The organism is Halorhabdus sp. CUG00001, assembly GCF_009797925.1.
Lineage (GTDB): Archaea > Halobacteriota > Halobacteria > Halobacteriales > Haloarculaceae > Halorhabdus.
Map to the genome: position 1 here is coordinate 511,787 of NZ_VOLB01000001.1, position 21,521 is coordinate 533,307.

At 60.7% G+C, this 21,521-nt stretch carries 25 protein-coding genes and 1 pseudogene; 10 read left to right on the forward strand and 16 right to left on the reverse strand.

Annotated elements, in window-relative coordinates; translation table 11 throughout:
- Positions 1 to 63 precede the first annotated feature (63 nt).
- The 4 genes from purB to fba all read left to right on the forward strand — a co-directional run bounded on the left by purB (position 64) and on the right by fba (position 4,706).
- Positions 64 to 1,443 (forward strand): adenylosuccinate lyase, encoded by a 1,380-nt coding sequence (gene purB / locus FR699_RS02560; protein WP_154551921.1) that lies wholly within the window; start codon positions 64 to 66, stop codon positions 1,441 to 1,443.
- A gap of 137 nt (positions 1,444 to 1,580) precedes the next feature.
- On the forward strand, positions 1,581 to 2,561 hold the full coding sequence (locus tag FR699_RS02565; protein WP_154551920.1) for an isocitrate/isopropylmalate dehydrogenase family protein: 981 nt from the start codon (positions 1,581 to 1,583) through the stop codon (positions 2,559 to 2,561).
- A gap of 144 nt (positions 2,562 to 2,705) precedes the next feature.
- Complete coding sequence (pfkB, locus tag FR699_RS02570; protein WP_154551919.1) at positions 2,706 to 3,617, forward strand: 1-phosphofructokinase; 912 nt, start codon at positions 2,706 to 2,708, stop codon at positions 3,615 to 3,617.
- 96 nt (positions 3,618 to 3,713) lie between these two features.
- Positions 3,714 to 4,706 carry a class II fructose-bisphosphate aldolase gene (gene fba, locus FR699_RS02575; protein ID WP_158853774.1) on the forward strand — a complete coding sequence of 331 codons (993 nt, stop codon included), beginning with the start codon at positions 3,714 to 3,716 and terminating at the stop codon, positions 4,704 to 4,706.
- A gap of 25 nt (positions 4,707 to 4,731) precedes the next feature.
- Here the strand turns inward: fba and FR699_RS02580 are convergent, their stop codons facing one another.
- Positions 4,732 to 5,388, reverse strand: a complete 657-nt coding sequence (locus FR699_RS02580) for an alpha/beta hydrolase (RefSeq protein WP_158853777.1) — start codon at positions 5,386 to 5,388, stop codon at positions 4,732 to 4,734.
- Between the two features lie 117 nt (positions 5,389 to 5,505).
- On the opposite strand from FR699_RS02580, the gene FR699_RS13090 reads away from it, so the two are divergent.
- Positions 5,506 to 5,655: a hypothetical protein gene (locus FR699_RS13090; protein ID WP_199268275.1), complete on the forward strand. Its 150-nt coding sequence runs from the start codon at positions 5,506 to 5,508 to the stop codon at positions 5,653 to 5,655.
- Here the strand turns inward: FR699_RS13090 and FR699_RS02585 are convergent.
- The gene (locus FR699_RS02585) at positions 5,652 to 6,101 is read right to left on the reverse strand and encodes a DUF5799 family protein (protein ID WP_154551916.1); all 450 of its coding nucleotides are present in this window, start codon (positions 6,099 to 6,101) and stop codon (positions 5,652 to 5,654) included. The two genes, FR699_RS13090 and FR699_RS02585, sit on opposite strands and share 4 nt — an antisense overlap.
- A 91-nt stretch (positions 6,102 to 6,192) precedes the next feature.
- On the opposite strand from FR699_RS02585, the gene FR699_RS02590 reads away from it, so the two are divergent.
- Complete coding sequence (locus tag FR699_RS02590) at positions 6,193 to 7,092, forward strand: NAD(P)-dependent oxidoreductase (RefSeq protein WP_158853788.1); 900 nt, start codon at positions 6,193 to 6,195, stop codon at positions 7,090 to 7,092.
- A 34-nt stretch (positions 7,093 to 7,126) separates the two neighbouring features.
- Here the strand turns inward: FR699_RS02590 and FR699_RS02595 are convergent, their stop codons facing one another.
- Positions 7,127 to 7,402, reverse strand: coding sequence for a C2H2-type zinc finger protein (locus FR699_RS02595; RefSeq protein WP_199268276.1), 276 nt, complete (start codon positions 7,400 to 7,402; stop codon positions 7,127 to 7,129).
- Positions 7,403 to 7,404: 2 nt separating this feature from the next.
- Positions 7,405 to 8,829, reverse strand: coding sequence for a hypothetical protein (locus FR699_RS02600; RefSeq protein ID WP_233263358.1), 1,425 nt, complete (start codon positions 8,827 to 8,829; stop codon positions 7,405 to 7,407).
- 132 nt (positions 8,830 to 8,961) lie between these two features.
- Here FR699_RS02600 and FR699_RS02605 point away from each other — a divergent pair, with 132 nt between their 5' ends.
- Both FR699_RS02605 and FR699_RS02610 read left to right on the forward strand, forming a co-directional pair.
- The gene (locus tag FR699_RS02605; RefSeq protein WP_154551913.1) at positions 8,962 to 9,813 is read left to right on the forward strand and encodes a heme-copper oxidase subunit III; all 852 of its coding nucleotides are present in this window, start codon (positions 8,962 to 8,964) and stop codon (positions 9,811 to 9,813) included.
- A 40-nt stretch (positions 9,814 to 9,853) separates the two neighbouring features.
- Positions 9,854 to 10,096 carry a flagella cluster protein gene (locus FR699_RS02610; protein WP_154551912.1) on the forward strand — a complete coding sequence of 81 codons (243 nt, stop codon included), beginning with the start codon at positions 9,854 to 9,856 and terminating at the stop codon, positions 10,094 to 10,096.
- A 59-nt stretch (positions 10,097 to 10,155) separates the two neighbouring features.
- Here the strand turns inward: FR699_RS02610 and FR699_RS02615 are convergent, their stop codons facing one another.
- Positions 10,156 to 10,461 (reverse strand): helix-turn-helix domain-containing protein, encoded by a 306-nt coding sequence (locus tag FR699_RS02615; protein ID WP_154551911.1) that lies wholly within the window; start codon positions 10,459 to 10,461, stop codon positions 10,156 to 10,158.
- Between the two features lie 411 nt (positions 10,462 to 10,872).
- On the opposite strand from FR699_RS02615, the gene hmgA reads away from it, so the two are divergent.
- Complete coding sequence (gene hmgA / locus FR699_RS02620; protein ID WP_154551910.1) at positions 10,873 to 12,084, forward strand: hydroxymethylglutaryl-CoA reductase (NADPH); 1,212 nt, start codon at positions 10,873 to 10,875, stop codon at positions 12,082 to 12,084.
- Here the strand turns inward: hmgA and FR699_RS02625 are convergent, their stop codons facing one another.
- From FR699_RS02625 to FR699_RS02645, 5 genes and pseudogenes are all read right to left on the reverse strand, one after another.
- Positions 12,085 to 12,516 carry a hypothetical protein gene (locus FR699_RS02625; RefSeq protein ID WP_158853791.1) on the reverse strand — a complete coding sequence of 144 codons (432 nt, stop codon included), beginning with the start codon at positions 12,514 to 12,516 and terminating at the stop codon, positions 12,085 to 12,087.
- 159 nt (positions 12,517 to 12,675) lie between these two features.
- Positions 12,676 to 13,200 (reverse strand): DUF5817 domain-containing protein, encoded by a 525-nt coding sequence (locus tag FR699_RS02630; RefSeq protein WP_154551909.1) that lies wholly within the window; start codon positions 13,198 to 13,200, stop codon positions 12,676 to 12,678.
- A gap of 37 nt (positions 13,201 to 13,237) precedes the next feature.
- Positions 13,238 to 13,675 carry a GNAT family N-acetyltransferase gene (locus tag FR699_RS02635; RefSeq protein WP_154551908.1) on the reverse strand — a complete coding sequence of 146 codons (438 nt, stop codon included), beginning with the start codon at positions 13,673 to 13,675 and terminating at the stop codon, positions 13,238 to 13,240.
- An 84-nt stretch (positions 13,676 to 13,759) separates the two neighbouring features.
- On the reverse strand, positions 13,760 to 15,037 hold the full coding sequence (icd, locus tag FR699_RS02640) for an NADP-dependent isocitrate dehydrogenase (protein ID WP_154551907.1): 1,278 nt from the start codon (positions 15,035 to 15,037) through the stop codon (positions 13,760 to 13,762).
- A 297-nt stretch (positions 15,038 to 15,334) separates the two neighbouring features.
- Positions 15,335 to 15,667 (reverse strand): annotated as a pseudogene (locus FR699_RS02645) (DUF309 domain-containing protein); the annotation flags it as partial.
- A gap of 73 nt (positions 15,668 to 15,740) precedes the next feature.
- Between FR699_RS02645 and FR699_RS02650 the strand changes: the two are divergent.
- On the forward strand, positions 15,741 to 17,024 hold the full coding sequence (locus FR699_RS02650; RefSeq protein ID WP_233263360.1) for a site-specific integrase: 1,284 nt from the start codon (positions 15,741 to 15,743) through the stop codon (positions 17,022 to 17,024).
- A gap of 49 nt (positions 17,025 to 17,073) precedes the next feature.
- Here FR699_RS02650 and FR699_RS02655 read toward each other — a convergent pair whose 3' ends face one another.
- From FR699_RS02655 to FR699_RS02680, 6 genes are all read right to left on the reverse strand, one after another.
- Positions 17,074 to 17,238 (reverse strand): hypothetical protein, encoded by a 165-nt coding sequence (locus tag FR699_RS02655; RefSeq protein ID WP_158853796.1) that lies wholly within the window; start codon positions 17,236 to 17,238, stop codon positions 17,074 to 17,076.
- 56 nt (positions 17,239 to 17,294) lie between these two features.
- A complete protein-coding gene (locus FR699_RS02660; protein ID WP_158853799.1) occupies positions 17,295 to 17,465 on the reverse strand; it encodes a hypothetical protein in 171 nt (56 codons plus the stop codon).
- Entirely contained in the window at positions 17,462 to 17,728 is a 267-nt protein-coding gene (locus FR699_RS02665; RefSeq protein WP_158853802.1) for a hypothetical protein, read from the reverse strand. The genes FR699_RS02660 and FR699_RS02665 overlap by 4 nt, the downstream gene beginning before the upstream one ends.
- A gap of 225 nt (positions 17,729 to 17,953) precedes the next feature.
- Complete coding sequence (locus FR699_RS02670; RefSeq protein WP_158853805.1) at positions 17,954 to 18,124, reverse strand: hypothetical protein; 171 nt, start codon at positions 18,122 to 18,124, stop codon at positions 17,954 to 17,956.
- A complete protein-coding gene (locus FR699_RS02675) occupies positions 18,121 to 18,630 on the reverse strand; it encodes a hypothetical protein (RefSeq protein WP_158853808.1) in 510 nt (169 codons plus the stop codon). The genes FR699_RS02670 and FR699_RS02675 overlap by 4 nt, the downstream gene beginning before the upstream one ends.
- Before the next feature lie 293 nt (positions 18,631 to 18,923).
- Positions 18,924 to 21,290, reverse strand: a complete 2,367-nt coding sequence (locus tag FR699_RS02680; protein WP_158853811.1) for a phage/plasmid primase, P4 family — start codon at positions 21,288 to 21,290, stop codon at positions 18,924 to 18,926.
- Between the last annotated feature and the right edge of the window lie 231 nt (positions 21,291 to 21,521).

The window sequence follows — 21,521 nt, forward strand, 5'->3', positions numbered from 1 at the left end:
AAATCCTGTCGATCGAAACTCCGGACCGGCAACCTTAATCGCCCACTGGCCACACCCTGAGCTATGACCGACCGCGACCCCCTCTCGGCCGTCTCGCCACTCGATGGCCGGTATGCACGCTACACGGAACCGTTGGTTCCCTACGCCAGCGAGTCCGCGCTCATCCGCGCTCGCGTCCGCGTCGAAGTCGAGTACCTGATCGCCCTCGCGGACCTGGACGCAACGCCACTCGAAATCGACGCCGACCAGCGCGAGGCGCTCCGGGCCATCTACGAGGATTTCAACGATGAGGATGCAGCGTTCGTCAAACAGATCGAGACGGCGGGCACCGAAACCTACGACGCCACCAATCACGACGTCAAGGCCGTCGAGTACTTCCTTCGAGAACGCCAGCCGGCGGGCCTCGAGGCCGATCAGTGGCTGCATTTCGGTCTCACCAGCGAGGACGTGAACAATCTCGCCCACCGATTGCTCCTCAAACCGGCCGTCGAGGCGGTCCTCTTGCCCGCATTGCGGGACGTCCGGGACGCACTGGTCGAGCTCGCACAGGAGTACCGCGAGACGCCAATGCTGGCTCGCACGCACGGCCAACCGGCCACGCCGACCACCTTTGGCAAGGAGATGGCCGTCTACGCGTCTCGATTGGGGCGTGCGATCGGCCGGATCGAAGCCAGTGACGACCTCGCGGGCAAACTCGCCGGCGCGTCCGGCACGTACGCAGCCCACCACGTTGCCTACCCCGATGTCGATTGGCCGAGCTTCGCCGAGTCGTTCGTCAAGTCGCTGGGCCTCGAACACGAACCCCTCACGACGCAGGTTAACCCGTGTGACGACCTCGCGGCGCTGTTCGACGCCCTACAGGGAGCCAATCGTGTCCTGCTCGACCTCGACCTGGACGCCTGGCTGTACGTCTCCGATCGCTACCTTGGCCAGCAATCGGCCGATGGCGAGACGGGCTCTTCGACGATGCCCCACAAAGTCAACCCGATCGACTTCGAAAACAGCGAGGGCAACCTCTCGAAGGCCAACAGCGACCTCGACTTCCTGGCCGGCTACGTCACCAACTCCCGGCTCCAGCGGGACCTCTCGGACTCGACGGTCAAGCGGAACATGGGCGTCGCCCTGGCCCACTGCCTGATCGGCTATCGCAAACTCGAAAGCGGCCTGGGCAAGGTCGTTCCCAACGAGCAGGTGATGCGAGACGAACTCGAGGCAACGCCGGCAGTCATCGGCGAGGCCGTCCAGACGATCCTCCGTCGGGAGGGCCACGGTGACGCCTACGAACAGGTCAAGGCGCTCACTCGCGGCGAGGACGTCACGCTCGCGGACTTCCGGGCGTTGTTCGCGGAGTTGGATATCGATCCCGCTGTTGCAGAAGAACTGGCCGCGCTGACGCCGGCCGCCTACACGGGGCTGGGTGCGGAGTTGGCCGACGAAACCTGATTGCCCAACCACGCAACGACGGAACGCTCGATGAGCGTCCTGTGCTCGGGTCCTGATTTTGCGGCTCGTGTAGTTCTCCCGGGCGGATCGTGCGACGGATCGACACCCTCTTTTCGTCCCCACTGAGAGGTATCGCCATGACGAAAGAGATCGCTGCCATCCCTGGCGACGGCATCGGACAGGAAGTGCTGCCGGCCGCATTGGACGTTCTGAAGGCGCTCGATCGAGACTTCGAGTTCGTGGAAGGTCGGGCCGGCAACGCAGTCTACGAACGAGAGGGGACGCCCCTGCCCGAGGAGACACGCGAACTGGCCCGCGAGGCCGACGCGACACTGTTCGGCGCGGCGGGCGAACTCGCTGCCGACATCATCCTCCCCTTGCGCGAGGATGTCGGCTCGTTCGCGAACGTTCGTCCCGCCCGGGCCTACCCTGGCGTCGACGCCGTCAAGCCCGAAACCGACCTCGTGTTCATCCGGGAAAACACTCAGGGTGTCTACGCCGGTATCGAATCGGATCTCACCGACGACGTGGCGACGCTGACCCGCCTCATCACGGAAGACGCCTCGGAAAAGATCGCCGAGTATGGCTTCGAGTATGCCGACGAACACGATGCCGATCACGTGACGCTCGCCCACAAAGCAAACGTCATGCGCAAGACCGACGGGCTGTTCGTCGACACTGCCACAGAGGTTGCCGAGGAGATGGACGCCGAGTACGACGAGGCACTCATCGACGCCCTGGCGATGCACTTGGTGATGCACCCCGAGGACTACGACGTGATCATCACGCCGAACCTCGCCGGCGACGTGCTCTCGGATCTCGCTGCCGGCCTCGTCGGTGGGCTTGGCATGCTCCCAAGCGCCAACATTGGCGAGGACAACGCGCTGTTCGAACCGGTCCACGGCTCGGCACCGGACATCGCTGGCGAGGGCGTCGCCAACCCCAGCGCGATGATCCTCTCTGCGGCAATGATGCTGGAGTACTTCGAGTACGACGCCGACGCGGCTCGGGTCCGACAGGCAGTGCTGGAGACACTCGAAGGCGGGCCACGAACCGCTGATCTCGGCGGGGAGGCCTCGACGACGGAATTCACCGAGGCTGTACTCGATCGGCTGTAAGCTGTCTCGATCAGTTTCTCTCCCGCGTTCGTCGGACGGTTCTGGGGCGCTCGGAAAGACCGACTGCCTTAAGGGACAGTAGCGTAATTTTTCGAGGGACAGGAAACGTCGGGCCGAGACCGACGTTTCGGAGACGAACGAACCATGATACTGACAGTTACACCGAATCCGGCGGTCGACCAGACGATCGTTATCGACGAAGCACTCGAAGCGAACACGGTACAACGCTCGAGTGATGCCCAGTTCGACTCGGGGGGCAACGGCATCAACGTTTCACAGTTCCTCCGGGCACTGGACTCCGAGACGGTCGCGACGGGTATCGTCGGTGGATTCACCGGTTATTTCATCGAACAGGACCTCGAGACCTACGACGTCCCGACGGACTTCGTCGACGTCGAGGATCCGACCCGGATGAACACGACGGTTCTCCCGCCCGAGAACGAGTACAAGCTCAACCAGTCCGGGCCGGAAGTCCCAGAAGCGAAAGTCGACGAGTTGATCGAAACACTCAAAGAACACGATCCGTCGCTGATCAACGTCGGTGGGAGTCTGCCGCCAGGCATGGATGCCGAAGACGTCGATCGACTCGCCGAAGCCGGCGACTGGGAGACAGCCTTAGACATCCACGGCGAGTTGATGCCCGAGCTGGAACACACCTACGAATACTGTAAGCCAAACCGGGAGGAGCTGGCAAACGCGACCGGCATCGAGATCGAGACGATCGACGACTGTGCGGAAGCCGCCCAGGAACTCCAGTCGTGGGGCTACGAGCGCGTGCTCGCATCGATGGGGGCCGAAGGGGCCGTCCTCGTCACGCCCGAGGAGACGCTGTATGCGCCCTCCTTAGACGTCGATGTCGTCGATACGGTCGGAGCTGGGGACTCGATGTTCGCCGGTGCGCTGTGGGCCTACGAACAGGGCTGGGACGACGAAGATGCCCTGCGTTCGGGCGTCGCAACCTCTGCCCACCTCGTGCAAGTCAAGGGGCCGAGTATCCGGGAACTCGATCCGGAAGCACTGATGGACGACGTTCGCGTGTGGTCGATGCGCGGGTAACTCCTGTCTCACGCACCCCGATTTGAACCCACGGTCGCGGCGATTTTCGCATATGTTTTAACGCCGGCAGCGAAAGGTCTCGATGGTGACCTACTGATGGCGTTTTACGGCGGAGACGAACTCGCGGACGTGTACGACGAGGCCCTAGACGGAGGGTTCGGACTCGTAGCAAGTAACGTCGCGGAACCGAACACGATGATGGGGCTCATGGAGGGGGCCGAACAGGCCGACTCCGATCTCCTCATCCAGATGAGCGCCGGCGCGTGCCGGTTTGCCGGCAACGGCGACGCCGAGGCGGGGCTACGCGCGATGGGGAACTACATCGACGTCATCGCCGAACAGTACGACGTCGGCGTGTTCCTCAACATGGACCACCAGACGGACATGGACTTCATCGACATGCAAGTCGAGACGGCCATTCCGTCCTCGATCATGATCGACGCCTCCCACGAGGACTTCGAGGAGAACATCGCCCGCTCGAAAGCAGTCGTCGAAAAGACCGAGCAGGCCGACGAAGAGATCCTCGTCGAGGCCGAACTCGGCCAGATCAAAGGCGTCGAAGACGAGATCGTCGCCGAGGAAGCCTTCTATACCGATCCCGAGCAGGCCGTCGAGTTCGTCGACCGGACCGGCACGGACCTGCTGGCGATCTCCGTGGGCACCCAGCACGGCGTCGCCAAGGGCAAAGACCTCGATCTCAAGCCCGACCTCGCGACCGAGATCCACGAGACACTCGCCGATCACGGTCTTGAGACGCCGCTGGTCCTGCACGGTTCCTCGGGTCTCCAGCCCGACCAGCTGTCGGACTTCATGAACCGTGGCATCTGTAAGGTGAACAAGGACACACGCTACCAGTACGAGTACACGCGAACGCTGTTCGACCTCTACCGGGAGGAAGCGAACGATATTGTCCCGCCGGAAGGCGTCGAAGACCAGCGCGATTCGTTCTTCAACGACGTCGAGTGGTCGCCGAACAAGGACCGCTTCGACCCGCGCGTCGGCGGTCGTGACGTCCGCGAGCGCATCGCCGAGGTCTACGCCGGCCTGGCTGACGTCGCCGGCAGTGCCGGACAGAGCCTTTATAAGTAACGACCGTCGCCTTTTCGTCGGTCGGTTACGTTTCCCGTTCGTTGCCTGCGGATAGTTCGGCAATCATGTCGGCGACGAACGCCCGTTCGTCTTCGTTGATTCCGTGGCCCATGCCCTCGTAGAGCCGCTTGGTCACGTCACCATCCAGTCGTTCAAAGACCGTCGCCGTCTCGTGGACGCGCTCGGCGGGGATGTGTGGATCGACGTCACTACAGCCCAGAAAGACCGGCGTCCCATCTAGATCGCCCTCGTAGCTTTCGGGCTCGATGGTTTCGCCGATGAGCCCGCCGCTGAGTGCCGCGAGGCCCCCGTACCGTCGTGGTTCGCGTGCGACGAATTCACTGGCGAGACACGCCCCCTGTGAGAAGCCCACGAGAGCGATCGCGCTCCGTGAGATCTCCGCGTTTCCAGCCCTGTCGATCGCTGCTCGGATCGCTTGCAGGCCCGAGGTCCGTCCCGGCTCGTTAGTATCGACCGGCGCGGTGAACGGGTTGGGATACCAGGTGCTTCGGGCCGCTTGTGGGGCGAGATACGCCACACCGTCGGTCGGCAACTCGGTGGTCATTTGCAAGATGCTCCCCGCTGTCGCGCCCCGGCCGTGGACGAGGACGACCGCGGCAGCCGCCGCATCGATAGACGTCCCGGCGGTTTCGAGTGGCTGTCCCTGGTGTGGACCGGTCACCAGCGGTCACCCCGGCTCGTTCTCTGCTGTCGTACGCGTCCCTCGCTACTTGTTGCCATTCAGCACGTTCGTACTGCTCCCTCGCTTAAGACGATTGCCGTCAAAAATACGACCTGTGTGCCAACCGTCGAACTCGACGAGGAGCCCATCGCGCGTCTCGACGGGCTCCGGGTAGACGGGGAGTCTTCCGACGGACTGGTCACCGAGTTGCTTACTATTTACGAGGCCGAGGAGCTACCCTTGTTTCACGCTGGAGACGAGGGTTAAGATTCTTGGGCCTGCTCACAGACCTCTGCCCATCGCCCGCGCTCATCGAGACGTGACTGTAACCGGTCGGTGTACTTTCCGACCAACTCCTCGGCTGCCGCCTGAAGTGCGTCGGATTGGCCGCCTCCGAGCCCGAGAGCACCTTTGATACCGTCGAGCAGCCCGCCGCTACTGGCCGCTGTGCCAGCGTTGTCGGCCGAAATCCCGCCGCCCCCACGATCTTCCATTCGCCGGAGTTCCGGCATTACGCTCGAGAGTTTCCCCGTGTCGGCAACGAGTTGGGCTGTCTCTGGTTGTGCCGCCCCATCGATCTGAAACTCGACAGCAGTCATGACGAGGCCCCACTGCTGGCTGGACAGTGGCGATGTTGCCACTTCTTCCGTGAATTCCTGGTCGGTTTGCATCCGTTCGGCGGCAATCTGGTCGACCCAAGCGTTCTCGCTCATGTGGCCCCGTTCTCACCCGACCACTATCAGCGTTGTCGCTCGACACCTCCTTCGTTACGTTTCTATCGCTGGGACAGCAACCGTCATCAGCATGACCCAAACAGTCGGAGTCATCGGTCTCGGTGCGATGGGCGCGCCGATGGCCCAGAACGTTAGCGACGCTGGCTATCCGCTGTGCGTGTACAATCGGACGCGCGAGCGGACCGAACCGTTCGCCGATGCCGGCCACGACGTGGCTGATTCCCCCGCCGAAGTCGCCCAACGAGCCGACGTCGTGATCGTGATGGTTACTGACGACGAGGCCTTAGAGGCCGTTCTGGAGGGAGAAGACGGCGTTCTCGACGGCTTAACAGATGGAACGATCGTCCTCCAGATGAGTACCGTTACCCCGGCAGCGACTGCAGCCGCGGCCGAAGCTGTCCACAACGTCGGCGGCCGCTACGTCGACGCACCGGTTTCGGGGACGGTCGGCCCGGCCAAAGAAGGGACGCTTACCGTCCTCGCTGCCGGTCCTGATACCCTCATCGCGGAGGTCGAGGGTATTCTCTCAGCTATCGGCGAGCCTGTCGTCGACTGTGGCGCGGTCGGAGACGGAACCCGTATGAAACTGTTCGTCAATCTCCTGCTCGGGGACATGATGAGTGCGTTCGCGGAAGCCCTGGCCTTTGGGACTGCCCAGGGACTCGCGTACGACGACATGCTGACCGTCGTCGAAGCAGGTGCCGTCGATTCGCCGCTGTTCTCGATCAAGGGTGAAAACATCGCTGCGGACGATTTCGAGCCCCGGTTCCCGATCGACCTCCAGTTCAAAGATCTCCGATACGCCGTCGAGGAAGCCAACGAGAGTGGTGTTCCCCTGCCACAGACCGCTGCCGCCCGCGAAACGTTCAGCGCCGCGAGCGGGATGGGCCACGGCGGCCAAGACATGGCTGCGGTCGTGAAGTTCTTCGAGCAGGTGGCCGGGGTGTCGATCGGCGATCGCGACCAATAACGAGTGGTCGGTCACCGAGCTGTCCCGCGGTCGGTCAAACCAGCGCGTAGGTCATCAACAACAGGAAGTAGAGGACGATCAGCGCGAGCAAGGCCTTGAGACGGAAGACCGCAAGCTGGTCGTTCTCGGATTCGTAGGCTTCCTCGAAGGCCGCTGTTGCTGTTTCTTCCAGAGCGTCTGGATGCTCGTAGCCGCGATGGAGGGCCAACAACTCCTCGCGGACGAACGGGCGGCCACACTCTGGACACCGGTGGGCCTCAGCGTCTTCGGGCACGTCGAACGCTATCTCGTCGATATTGGTGGTGGACATGATCAGAGGAACGGCGGCTGGATGGACGGTTGGGTGACGATCCAGAGGCTGGTCATCGTATACAGCACCATCACCGCGATGAAGGGGTACTGGCTTCGGATCGCCTGCAAGCGGCCCGGGAATAACTCGAAGGCGGTCGCGTGGGCGATCCAGATCGCAAGCAGGTGGCCCGCAAGGACGCTCGCGACCGGGACCGCGCCGAACCACCCCGGCAGCGAGAGGACGGGCACGGTCGCGGGGGCCGATAGCGGCGAACCGAGGACCGTCACCAGCACGGGCACCAGTGAGAGGAAGTAGCCCAGGTAGTGGGCGAGATGGTACCCGGCCGCGATCGCGACCAGCGGCGGAGCAAATCGCCTGGCAAGAGTTCGCGCGGACGTGTACGTCTCGCCGGTCTGCCGGGCGTATTGGGCGGCGAGGCGGTAGATTGCAAGGAAGAACACGAACCCTGCGACGAGGACGAGCGGATACAAGAGGTGAGCCGGGATACCCACCTCGACCAGTGGACGCGCCATCGCCCGCCAGGCGGGCGTCGTCACGAACCCGTCGTAGGTCGTCGACCACAGTAGCGCGACGACGAAGGCGACCTCACTGGTGTCCCCGACCAGGTTGGCTCGCGTCAGCCCGATGCCTGGCCCCCGGACCGAGAGCCGGCCCCCCTCAAGGGTCGCTCGATCAGTGGCCGTTGCCGTCTGCCCGGTCGCGATCGGCGCGACGTGGCCGTAGTAGTGGAACACGCGGGTCACCGGGTCGACACGCTCGAACCACGTTTCAGAGCTAAAGACGACAGCCCCGCCAAGTGTCACGGCGGAGTATCCCAAGACCACGGTCGAGAGCAACGCGGGCGCGTCCGCAAGCGGACTCACTACTTCGATCCAGATGAGCGTGAGGAGGCCGACGACGCTCGGCCAGGCCCCCACGTTCGGCAGCGATCGATCGAGGGACGGCAGCCAGGTCGCGATCGTCCGCCAGGGGTTGAGAACGTGCCAGGTGCCACCCAGCAGGTATGTCGTGGCCGTATAGCCCGCCCACCAGCCGACCCAGACGGCGAGGACGGCGAGATTACCCAGTCCCTGGGTCGGTCCCAGGTAGCCGATCGCCACGATGCAAACGAGGCCCAGGACGCCCACGATGCGGACCAGGGCAATGGGCAAGCCTGAGCGGGGAACCGGGATCGCCACTTGCCAGTCGTGCAGCGCATCGATCAGGCGTCGGTCGGTGACGAACGAGGCCAACAAGAACGACGCCCCGACGGCCGCCCCGCCGGTGAGCAAAAACAGCCACGTCGGGACGGTGACTGACTCCCGTGCGGCCGCCCCCAGGCTGCCGCCGTGAGCGCGCCCCGATCCAGTGACGACGAGGAACGCGACGACCCACCCACCTGCCGAAGCTGATCGGGCCAGCACACGTCCAGGGCGCCAGTCCATTGCCAGCGCCTACGGCGGTCGGGGACCTGTAAGTTCCGAACGGTGGCGTCCGGGAGCGCCCTCACAGGCCGGACGCCGGCAAAAGGGTCCCCCGAAGGTGGCTTTTTAGCCGTCGGTTGGGTAGCAGTTCCCATGAGCATCGTAGAGGATTCAGACGGACACGACGGCCATCACCTCCCCGCCGAGGAGGACTGGCCCCGCGGGTTCGGCGAGGCCAGCTGGTGGCCCTTCATCACCGCTGTCGGCGGGGCGGGCTTCTACGTCGGGGTCGCGTTGTGGGTACTCGGCATGGGCGAAGACGCGCTGGTTGGCTCGATCGTCGGGCCGGCGACGATCGCAGGCAGCGTCCTGCTGTTGTTGGTCGGGATGTACGGCTGGTTGTATCACGCCTTCGTCGCCGACTTCTGGGAGCGAGGGACCGCGACGCGTTCATCCAGTGCGCTCCGGTTTGGGATGTTGCTGTTCCTGGGTTCGGAGATCGCCACCTTCGGCGCCGGGTTCGTCTATTACTTTTTCATTCGGGCTGGCGCGTGGCCGCCCCAGGAACTGCCCCACCTGCTTGGCAGTCTCGTCTTGATCAACACTACAATCCTGATCGCCAGCAGTGTGACGCTACACTTCGCCCACGTCTATCTCCGCCGAGGGAATCGCAAACGCTTCATGCAGTTGCTCGGCGTGACGTTGGCCCTGGGAGTCGTATTCATCGCCGGCCAAGCCTACGAGTACTACGAGTTCATCATCGGCGAGGGCTTTTCGATCACTGAAGGGACGTTCGGGAGCGCCTTCTACGGGTTGACAGGCCTCCACGGTGCCCACGTGACGCTCGGGGCCATTCTGTTGGGAATTATCTACGCTCGCGGCCTCGCTGGCCAGTACACCGAGCACCGTCACACGTCCGTGAGCACAGTCTCGATGTACTGGCACTTCGTCGATGCCGTCTGGATCTTCTTGGTCGTCGCGCTGTACGTCGGCGCGGCAGCCTGAGGACGACTGGATTGAAGGCGCTCGTTTTCCTACAGCACGTATGGAACAGCTGGACGTGAACGGCGGCTTCGACGTCCACGAGTATCGACACGGACTGAAACTGCTGAGCGAGGACCGAGAAACCATGTATCTGGCCAACCGCGAAGGGTTTGCTTGCCCGGCCTGTTCGAAGCCCTTCGAGAAACTCCTCATCTCTGAGAAACAGACACACACGTTCAACTCGCCGCCAGGTCCGTTTTGCCTCGTCAGGGCTGACGACAAACTACTCGTATTGACTCACTGAAACACACTCGACGGCCATTCTGATCACGTTGGTTGCCCGGGCAGTCGGCCGCCAAACCCTCAAAAATCGAGTGACTGCCACTCTTCGACGTGCGTGTTTGTCTCTCCACCACGGTCGACGGTGACTTCGATAACGTCGTCGTCGAGTTGGACTTCGATCGCTTCGAAATCCGGCTCGTAGACGCTGTGATGGTGTCCGTCTTGGTCGATCCGGATCTCCTTTTCGAGCAAGTCATATTCGGACAGAATATCGAGACGGCGATAGATCGAGGAGAGACTTCCATCGCAGATATCGGAGATATCTTGGGCCGATCGTTGGGCGTCGTTGGTCGCGACGAGGATCTGACGCGCACGATCATCTGACAACACCTCGTATATATTAGCCGGTTGCCATTCATTCGACATCTATCAACATCCCATTACCACATATCAGATTCTGTATCCTCGCCAAAACCCATCGCATTAACACACTTTTGGTGTATATCCGTCGAAAATTTAGTAGATGATATCTTTCCAGCATATACTGGAATTCTCGCCACCATTATGATGGGAGTCTCTACATTTCCCGGGCTTGCCGTTCCAGGGCCACTGTTGATGTCCCGGGCGCGATTGGAGGCGACTTCCAGTCCGCTAGATGGCAGTCTACTCGTTTGAGCTTATTCCGTCGGGAATTGGCACGATAGGATCCTTCAAGCTACTGGTTTCCGGATTCGAGGCGCTTCGGTATTGCCGTCCGGAACGCAAACTGTTAGGAGGCCAGCCGTCGAGTGTACGCGTATGGCTGACGCGACTGACCTCCTCGAGCGTCTCCGGAGCGGTGAACTTCGTCTGCACGAACTCGACGAGTACGCGCCTGCCGACGAGGCAGCGAGTGCACGTAGAGCCTACATCGAATCCGAGACGGAGGCGGATTTGGAGACGGTCGGCTCGTATTCGATCGATGCTGCCGACGCCGAGCCCAATATCGAGAACATGATCGGCGCGATCCAGGTACCACTCGGCGTTGCGGGACCGCTCCCGGTCGATGGCGACGTAGCCGACGACGACTATCGGGTCCCGTTGGCGACGACCGAAGGTGCGCTCGTGGCGAGTGTCAACCGTGGTATGACTGCGATCCGAGAGGCGGGTGGTGCGACGACGTCGATCGCGAAGTCGGGAATTACCCGCGCGCCGGTATTTACCGTCGACAACGTTGCCGAGGCTACCGCGGTCGCTGACTGGGTCCGCGACCACGAGGCCGAGATCGAATCCGTCGCCGAGGAGACCGACCCCCACATTGCCTTCGAGGACGTGACGCCGTACGTCGTCGGTGACTCGGTGTTTCTCCGATTCCGCTACGATACGGGTGACGCGATGGGGATGAACATGGTCACGATCGCGAGCCGCGCAGCGAGTGAACTCGTCGAAGACGAGACACCGGCAGAGCTAGTGGCGCTGTCGGGCAACCTCTGTTCGGACAAGAAACCCGCGGCTATCAATGCTGTCGAGGGCCGGGGATACACGGTCGGTGCGGACGTCTTCATTCCGGACGCGGTCGTCGCGGACCGCTTCCACGCGACCAGCGAAGATATCGCGGCGGTCAACACCCGGAAAAACCTCGTTGGGAGTGCCAAAGCCGGCAGTCTGGGCTTTAACGCCCACGTGGCGAACATCGTCGGGGCCGCGTTCCTCGCGCTGGGCCAAGACGAAGCGCAAGTAGTCGAGGGATCGAACGCGATCACGAGTCTGGAAGCCCGTGAGGACGGGTTGTACGCCAGCGTGACGCTGGCGTCGCTCGAAGTGGGGACCGTCGGTGGTGGGACCGCACTGCCAACCCAGTCCGAAGCGTTGTCGATCCTCGGCGTCGCGGGTGGTGGCGATCCGGTCGGTTCGAACGCCGACGAACTTGCCGAGGTCATTGCCGCCGCGTCGCTTGCGGGTGAACTGTCTCTGCTGGGTGCACTCGCCTCCCGACACCTTTCGAGCGCCCACGAAGAACTCGGCCGCTAATCAGGCGTCCATCTCTGACTCTTGGGCTGTACTCGCTTCACCATCTTCGTCATCGTCGACCGCGACGAGTTCGTATCCAAGCCCTTCCGCGATCATAAACAGTCCACTGAGAACCAGTATCATGGCGCCAGTCCCGACGAACAGGGGGCCAGAGCGGGCCTGTGGAGCCAGAAAGACCATCGCCATGCCCGCCGACCCCGACAGTGCGCCCACACCCCGTCTGTAGGCTCCCCGAGTCGCAGCGAGTAAGCCCCAGACACCGAGACCGACTGCCAGTGTGCCTGCTGTGAGGGCGATCACGTCGTAGCCGCTGATTCGAACGGTCACGCCGGCAGCCGTCCGGCCGGCAAAGACGACGCTGGTCGCCACGAGACCGAGGCCAGCGACGATCGGCACCGAGACGGTCGAATCGTCGAGGTCTCCTTGGGTCACGCTTCCAGAGTTTGCTCTCGTCCCCCTTCAAACTGTGCGATACACGGGACGGCTATGCCGGGATCGCTCACGGCACTTTCACTCAGCCCGCGCTGTGGCCGGAGTGTTCGTGTGGTGACAGCCGTGCGATTGTGGGCAGCCGGACTCGCCTGTCCGCCGTCACAGTAGCCGGTACGTCCCGCGTTCTTCGGTCACCTGGCCCGACCTGACCAGCGACTGGAGTGCCTGTCGCACGTACGATTCTGACACGCCGTGCTCGCTCGCGTACCGACACACCCTATCTTCGTCCGGTTCGTCGAGACGTTCGAGCGCTTCCACGACGACCTCCCGGCGGCTTGGGCCCGTCGTCGCTCCCGCACTCGCCCGGTCGGCAGCCGCGTTCACCTGCTCGCTATCGACCCCTTTCGATTCGAGATACGTCTCGTCGTCGATCACGTCCTCGTGGACGCGGTCGTCCATCTCCGCGTACGAATCCAGTCCATCGAAGGCATCACCCAGGTCCTGGCGCTCGGCGAGCATCGCCGCCCTGACCTCTCTGGCTGCATCGGCCTCTGCTGTCTCGACGAACTTCTTGAGCCTGTCGAATTGCCGTCGTTTCCCACAGCGCGGACACTGTGTCGTCTCGGGGCGTCCTTCGACCACCCACAGTGCACTGCAAGCCGAACACCCGACGACCGCGTACATACACGCCCCTGTCTTGGGAGCGACTTGAACGCTCTGGCTACGCCTCGAGTGACTTCGTCATCTCGACGTGGGGAATCCCGGCCTCCATGAACTCCTCACTGGCGCGCTCGTAGCCCAGATACTCGTAGAATTCGGCGACACGCAATTGGCCATGGAGGGTCAGCGTCGTGAGGGCACGATCACGGGCCTCGCGCTCGACGGCGTTCATGAGGGCTTTGCCCAGTCCGTTCCCCCGATGGGATTGCAGGACGGCAAGGCGTTCGACCTTCCCGACGCCGGCCTCGGGTTCACGCAGTCGGGCGGCCCCGACAGGCTCGTCGTCCGCGTAGGCCACGAAGTGGATCGCCTCGTCTTCGTGCTCGTCGACCTCGATATCGGGGTCGACGCCCTGCTCCTCGACGAAGACCGCAAAGCGAACCTCGTAGGCGTCCTCGCGGTCGCCGCTACCTTCGATGCGATAGTCGGAATCGTCCATCGTCGTGACTGGCGAGAATTCTCGATCGACAGCAAAGGGCGTTGCGTTTACACGAGTGCGAAAAAATCGAATAAACTGTCCGTCTTACGCGAGTTCCTCGATATTCGCGACGATTTCCTCGGCGTACTCCTCGGTGCCGAGCTTCTCGGCGTCCTCCAGTTGGCGTTCGAGGTCGTAGGTGACCTTGCCCGCGGAGATCGTTTCCTCGACGGCGTCACGCACGAGGTCAGCGGCCTCGTCCCAGCCCATGTAATCGAACATGAGGCGACCGGAGAGAATCATCGCGGTCGGATTGGCCATGTTCTGGCCAGCGCGTTTGGGCGCGGACCCGTGGACCGGCTCTGCCAGGACGCGAGCATCGCCGAAGTTCGCACCCGGCGCGATGCCGAGCCCGCCGATCTGAGCCCCGGCGGCATCTGAGAGGTAGTCGCCGTTGAGGTTCGGCATCGCAAGGACGTCGAACTCGTCGGTGCGCAGTTGCATCCACTGCAACATTGCGTCGGCCAGCCGTTCTTCGACCATGACGGCATCCTCGGGGATGTCGACCTCGTCCTGGGTCTCCCACAGCGAGTCCGGCGCGGCGAAGACTTCCTCGTCGGGGTACTCCTCCTCGGCGACCTCCATGCCCCACTCGCCGAACTGCCCTTCGGTGAACTTCATGATGTTGCCCTTGTGGACGAGCGTGACCTTCTCGCGGTCGTGTTCGAGGGCGTAGTCGATGGCCTTCCGGACGAGTCGCTTCGAGCCGTGCTCGGTGATGGGCTTGATGCCAATGCCGATCGGGCCGTCGTGCATCGTCTCGTCGTAGCCCATCTCGCTCTCGACGAACTCCCGGACTTGCTCGACTTCCTCGGTGCCTTCCTCCCACTCGATGCCGGCGTAGACGTCCTCGGTGTTCTCCCGGAAGGTCACCATGTCCATCTCCTCGGGGGCTTTCATCGGCGAGGGAACGCCGTCGAGATAGTAGGTCGGCCGAACGTTCGCATAGAAGTCGAGCGTCTGTCGGAGCGCGACGTTCAGCGACCGGAAGCCCGCGCCAACGGGCGTCGTCAGCGGCCCCTTGATCGCGACGCGGAATTCGTCGATCGCGTTGACGGTGTCGTCGGGCAGGTTCTCGTCGTAGCGTTCGCGGCCGGACTCGCCGGCGTAGACGCGCATCCAGGCGATCTCGCGGCCGGTGGCCTCGGCGGCAGCGTCCAGGACTTTCTGGGCGGCCGGGCCGACGTCTTTCCCGATCCCGTCACCGTGAATGATCGGCACGATCGGATTTTCCGGAATGTCGAGTTCGTCTGCTTCTTCGTCGAGGACTTCGATGGGCTGTCCCTCCTCGGGGACTGAAACCGTGTCGTAACTGTCAGCCATGTTCCGATCCTCGCCCGTGGCCCACAAAGGCCTGCCGCTTTCCGCGAAAGGTGCCTGCTGACTGCCTCGTTGGGCCTTTGAGACCTCGACGTCTGGGTTTCTTTTCCGAACGAACCCTTCCGCCACTCAGGTGTCGCCTCGCCGATCGACCACACGGCAGTCTTCCCATCCACGCCGTAGTGGACACACCCGGCGGCAAAGAGAGCCAACGCAGATTTTCCTGACTTCGAGGAGCACTCTCTACCGCGTGTCTTTTTCGAATGGGCTGACACTCGATGACGGTGTTGGGCTGGGCGTTTACTCCAGTGACTCGGCAAATCGGTAATCGGCCTCGCTCGCAGTTGGTTGCCCGCCATCGAGAGAGATCGCCCATCCGTCCAGCGATGCTGGCGCATCCAGCGCCTGCGTGAGTACGGTCCGAACTGCAAGGACGTCCACGCCGTAGTAGTCTCGTGGGACATCGCTGAGATACTGCAGGGCCGTTTCGAAGAGGCTCGCCATCCCCGCGTCGTTGTCGAAGTCGTGATACTTGTACGCCCCGGCAGCGACTTGCACCATCCCGTGGAGGAACGCACTCTCGGTCGAGCCACGTCCGTAATTGTACCACTCGTCTTCGAAGGTTTCGTGCGTGAGTGTAAACAATGCGTATTCTATAAGTGGGTGGAGTTTGACGTACAATATAGAGTCACAGATGGCTAAATCGATGCGAGAGCGGTACGAAACGGCCCGCGAGCGGATCCGGAATGACGACGAGATTAGTGACGATGAACGAACCCGTATCCTCGAATTTCTGGATGCAAACGATCCACAACGGAACACTTACCAAATGCCGGACGGGGCCACCAAGAGCGACGGAACCCTTGCCCGGTATGCCCGTGAAATCCGACGAGTCGCGGCTGATGCCGAGTTTGACCTAACCGAAGCCACGGAATACAATATTAACCGCTTGATGGATGCATACCTGAATGGTCGGGTTGACCGTGTGAAAGACGAAGGACTCTCCAATGGGACGGTTCGGAACAAGCAGGGTCCGATCCGCCGGTTCTATCTATACCATGACGACCTAGGGGTTGACCGCGAAGAGATCCACTTTGCCGACCAAGAGGATTCTCCGGTTGATGAACGCGATATGTTCACGGCCGACGAGGTGCAAGCGATTCGTGACGAGGCAAAACGGCGTGGCACCCGTGACGCCTGTCTAGTTGACTTACTCCTCTATACGGGCCAGCGACGTAGTGCTATCCTTAATCTTCGCCTCAAAGACGTGAATGTCGAAGAGGGTACATTCTACCTCAATGAGGATGACGGTGATTTGAAAGGTGCGTCAGGGAAACGCCCGCTGTTAGGCGCACAGAAAGCCGTTCGGGAGTGGAAACGTCAGCATCCTACTGGGGAACCCGAAGACTACCTAATCACCCACAAGCACAAGCAAACGAACCGCGATAATGTCCGGGCCGGTGACAAGCTCAATCCCAGTACTGTCTATCGCCAGCTACAACGTATCGGTGACGCTGTTGGAGTGGACAAACCAGTCAATGCCCACAACTTCCGCCACTATTTCGTTACTGTCTGTAAGCGGGACTACGGCATGGATAATGACACGATCAAACACCTCATCGGCCATGAACCCGACAGTAAGGTGATGGAGCGGACCTATGCTCACTTGACTGACGAGGATTATATCAAAGACGCTGAGATCGCTCGCGGGCACAGAGAACCCGACGAGGAGAGTCCGCTAACCCCGCCTGTCTGTGATAACTGTGGCGAACCGCTTGACGGGGACTGGAAATCATGCCCGTACTGTGGGATGACTTATTCGCCTGACGCCCGCGAAGTTGAAGAGCAAGTCGATGACGACATGAAGCAGGATTACGCCGAAACCGAACCCGGAAGTGACGACCAAGACCTAGTCAAGCAATTCGAGGAGAAAATGGACGAAAACCCCGAATTGAAAGTGTTACTCCAAGATATTGTCGGAGAGGATTGAACCGATCTATCGTGAGCGGATTCACACGTTTGGCGTCTGACTATTTTTCTTACCCGTCCTTGAATCCGTCACTGATAGCCGCCCTACACTCCGGCGGGAAATAGTATATTTGCCCCGTCTCTTTCCGGCGGACTAACTGCTCACCCTCTTCCACAGTCTCCCAGTCATAGCCCAACAGTTCGGCCAGCGTATCTAAGACGGGATATTCATCCACCGGATCCGGGTCCAACTCGTCTAACCTCTGCTCAATCTCGCGCTTACTCTTTCGCGTCATTCTTGCGGTTCGAGGGCTTCGGCCCACGCTTCGCCTAGTTCATCGTTTGGCGGGTCCGCATATTCGTCTGAGAAATACTGTTCAATTGGTCCCACGTCGTCGGGAGTTTCTGTCTGTTCAATCTCCTCTAACGTGTTCTCAATCTCGCGCCGTGATTTGCGGGTCATGGTTGTTCTTGCTCTTCGAGGGCTTCGAGGCGTTCGGATAACTCCTCAAGGTCCCTGTCGTTCTGCATTTGCCGATGAACGTTCGCGGCGTAGGCCAACGCGCGGATCCACTTGATGCGGACTTTCTCATTCTCCGCGTCGTACACTCTGCCTTCTTTGACTTTCCTGTGGGCTTCCCTGATGCCGTCCTCCAGCAGGTCAAGAATCTCGTCTCTGTTTGGCAACTCTCCCGCGCCCGCGCTCGCGTTATCGGCTTCAGACATGGCAACCACCGGGGGGTAGACCGCTAATATTGGTGTTCGTCGGTGTTTCAAAGCGATACATGACGTTCGGCAAGCGAATTGGTGTGTGCTTAGTCACGAATTGCCTCCTGTTGTTTCCCGGTCAAACCGCTACCGGGGTACGAAAAAATTGAAACTGTGGCCGGAAACCGAAGGAAACTATGTCTGACATAGGTGCCTCGCCTTTAGGGTCATCGGCAGATTGAGTTACGCGATCCCCAGGTCCTCCTCTAAGGCTTCAATCTCTGCCTGCGACCGTTCCGGGAACGTATAGGATTGAAGCCGGTCCTTGTCGTCTTTGAGGGCTTCGAGGCGGGCCGCCTTCTCGTCGGCCGAGAGGGCTTCCCACTCGTCGCTAAAGTCGTACTCGTCGCTCATAGGTCGAACTCCTCCCGGACGTAGTCGGCAAACTCCTCCTGGTAGTTGAGGTTTCCGAGGAGCCGGAGGTAACGGGCCTCGTCGGTGTAGCCCTCGCTCTGGAGCCGGTCGTACATCTTGACGGCCTTCATACGCGGGCCGTTGTAGGCGTCGTCAGTTTCAGGGTCGAACCCCTTGCTCACGTCGAGGACCTGCTCCCCGAGGGGCGTAGGCTGGCCCTTGGCAAAGGCGAGGATATGATCCGGGACGGTTTCCATCTCGAGCGCGTCTTTCTGTGCCTTCTTGACCGCCTTTGCACTAGGGGCCTTGGACGCGAAGCTGAACTGACCGCTACTGTCCACAATATACTTCGCGCTATCGGGACGTTCAACCTCAATAGTCCCGCCACGTTCATCCTCGTAACTGTTGATTTCGTGCCGCTCGCCAGTCACGGGGTCCTCAATACTTCCCGCGCCAACTTTGGTTTCAATTTGATACGACTTGTCGCTGTTGAGAATTGTACTCATGGTTAGATCTAACCGTGATTGACCGCTAATCCACAGTCCTCGCCGGACTTAGCCGGGTCATCGGCCGCAACTACTTTCGCTAGTTCACCACAGAAATGTCAGTGTATCTGTGGGACACTCTCCTGAATCTATCGTGAGCGCGGGCGCACGCACACGTACGGACGCGATTAATGCAACCACACTGTCCCATAAACTCAGTTACATGGGGCCGTTAGCCTGTGAGACTGGCGAGAATACCGTAGTGTCAAGTATATTGTGGGACACATTGTAACCGTTCACATGGTGTACTGGGATTATTCACCGTAGTTTCCAAGGCCAGTGTCCCGGCTTTCGTCTGAGTCGTCGGTGAGATAACTTTCACCCCGGTCCGTGAGCGTCACCCCGACAAAGACGCGCTGGCGTTCCCCGTCGATATAGGTTCGCCCGTCCGCGATACCTTCGCTCTTCAATCGACGGGTCATTTTGTGTTGTGTCTCTGCCGGCAGATTCTCACTCTCACAGTAAGCATGGTACGCCTGATATGCCGTCTGCTTGGGTAGATCTTCGCTTTCGTCTTTGGTGAGGCAGGTTTCCCGGAAGCGGTCAACCGTGTTCCCCCATTTCTCCCAGGTCCGTTGTGTCTCTCCAGGCGTCCGGTCCGCTGTAAACTGTCCCTGTTGCATCAACCGTTGGAGTCCTTCGAGCATCCAATTCAACACACCCGATAGTTCCGACTGAAGTTTCTCGTCTAGGTGTGGATCGCGGTCATCCTTGGGGACTGTCGACGGGAACGGAACCAAAAGAACCCGGCGATAAAACGCTTCGTCCTCCGTCTCGGCGTCCGGAAGTTGATTTGCCGAGAAGAGGTGTTTCGCGTTCGGCTCGAACCGGAACGGGTCTTTGAATTTCTGTTCTGCCTTGATGCTATCGCCAGCGGTGATTTCCTTGAACGCGCCTGTATCCTCAATCAGCGAACTTGGAATATCGTTCCGAAAGTTCGCCCATGACTGGAATAGTTCCGCGCCGGCGAACCGCTCGCCAGTAAGTTCCTGTGGCGTGAGTGAAACCACAGTATCGGACCCAAGGACCGCCCGAATTGTATCAAGGAATGTTGATTTCCCCGACGCGGTCGGCCCAACCAAGAAGAGGGCTTTGTGATACGGCAGGCTCCAATGCATCAAGGTGTATCCAGCGTACTCTTGGAGTTTCTTTCGTTGGGCTTCGGCTTGGACCACGTCGTTTAGGAACTCCCGGGACTGGGGACACTCGGCGTCCGGATCGTACGCTGTTGCCACGGACCCTAGGAACCGGTATTCTGGAGCATGGTCTTTCAACTCTATACCCTTGGTTTGAACCTCCAGAACACCATTCCGGACGGGTACATGATTCGACGGCCCGCCCATGTCCTCTTGACTGACGGTATGCCGTCCGCGAAGTTGATCTAGAATCTCATTTTTCTCATTCTTGGCGTATTGCTCTTGGAGATGTTCGACCAACAGCTGACGGACCTTTTTTTCGCCAGTTGGGTTGTAGATCCCACGATCCGAATCATAGGCATACAATACGTCGTTCTCTTCGAGGTTCGCCCAGTGGTGGGACTCAGATAGTAATTCCGTAGCCTTGAACCGTGCTGGCTTCCGTTCATCGGCTTCGGATGCGCCAGCATAGTTGCGATACACTGCATCCCATGAGAGGCTATCTGTGTCCGTCTGAGGGGCGTCAGTCGCCTGTGTGTCGGCTACTGTCCCCCCGTCAGTCGTGGGGAGTGATTCACTGTCGGCGTCGTTACCGACTTTTCGTTTAGCCTTGTCCCAGGTCCGTTGCCAGTAATCACTTGAGGCGTCGGTACTGTCGACCTTGGTTCGGGGGTTGTTCGCCAGTAGCCGGTAGGCTTCGGACTCACCCACCCCATGCTCAATCATGCGACAACAGACATGGAAATCCATCTCACTCCGGTCGTCACTCCCATATAGAAGGTAGTCCTTGATGTTCTGGTAGTGTTCTGCGACCGCACGCGCTTGTGAGTCGTCGCCGTCAGTAGTTGGGGTATCTCTGTCCGTATCCACAGGGTCCGCGTTCTGTGGGGTATTCTCGTCGCTCTCGTCGGCCCTAATCACCTTGAACAACTCCGGAAGCGTAAGTTCGGCTATCGGGGCGTCGTTGGCGATCTCGTAGTGGCCGCCGTTCGGCTTCTTACACTCGTCGCACCACTCCTTATCGCACTCGTCAAGTTGGGAACCGGGGCCGACGACATACTGATTGTGAACGCGGATCTCTCCCCAACTTGGGCCGGGATTCTTAGCACCTGCGACGGTTTCAATGCTCTTGTGAACGTCCTTGCCGTCAATATAGTAGTACCTGTGGCCGCCCGTATCGCCGTCAGTGTGCGGACTGGCAACTGTGAACGTCTCCGGTAGACTTGTAACGGCTTCGAGCGCGTCACTATCGGCGTCGTCCGCATAGTCGTCAATATCCACGTCAATCAGCCAGCGGTCGCTTGCCGGGTTCGCTCCAGCATACACACCGTAGTTACCGGAGAGACTGGCGAAACTACTCTCGCGGGTACTGGCGTCGTTGTGACGCACCTCTGATGCCTTGGACCCGTCCGCGACGGGGATTAATCGATCCTCAATCAATCCCACATCAGTAAGTCGCCGGGCAAGAGTTTCGCGGTCACTCATTCAATCACCCCGTGGGCGCGAGCATGGCTTTCACAGACTGGGGTTCCGTCAACACGGGTGAACGCAGGATTCCAGCACCCGTCACAATATTGGATTCCGTAACGTCTTTGTGATAGTGGTGCGTAACCCGACCTGACGCCTCCAAGCGTCCCGGTTTCTTCCTCTCTCTTCATTCCTCGGCCACCTCCAGCAATTGCTCGGCGTATTTTGAACACCGAAGTTCAGTGTTTG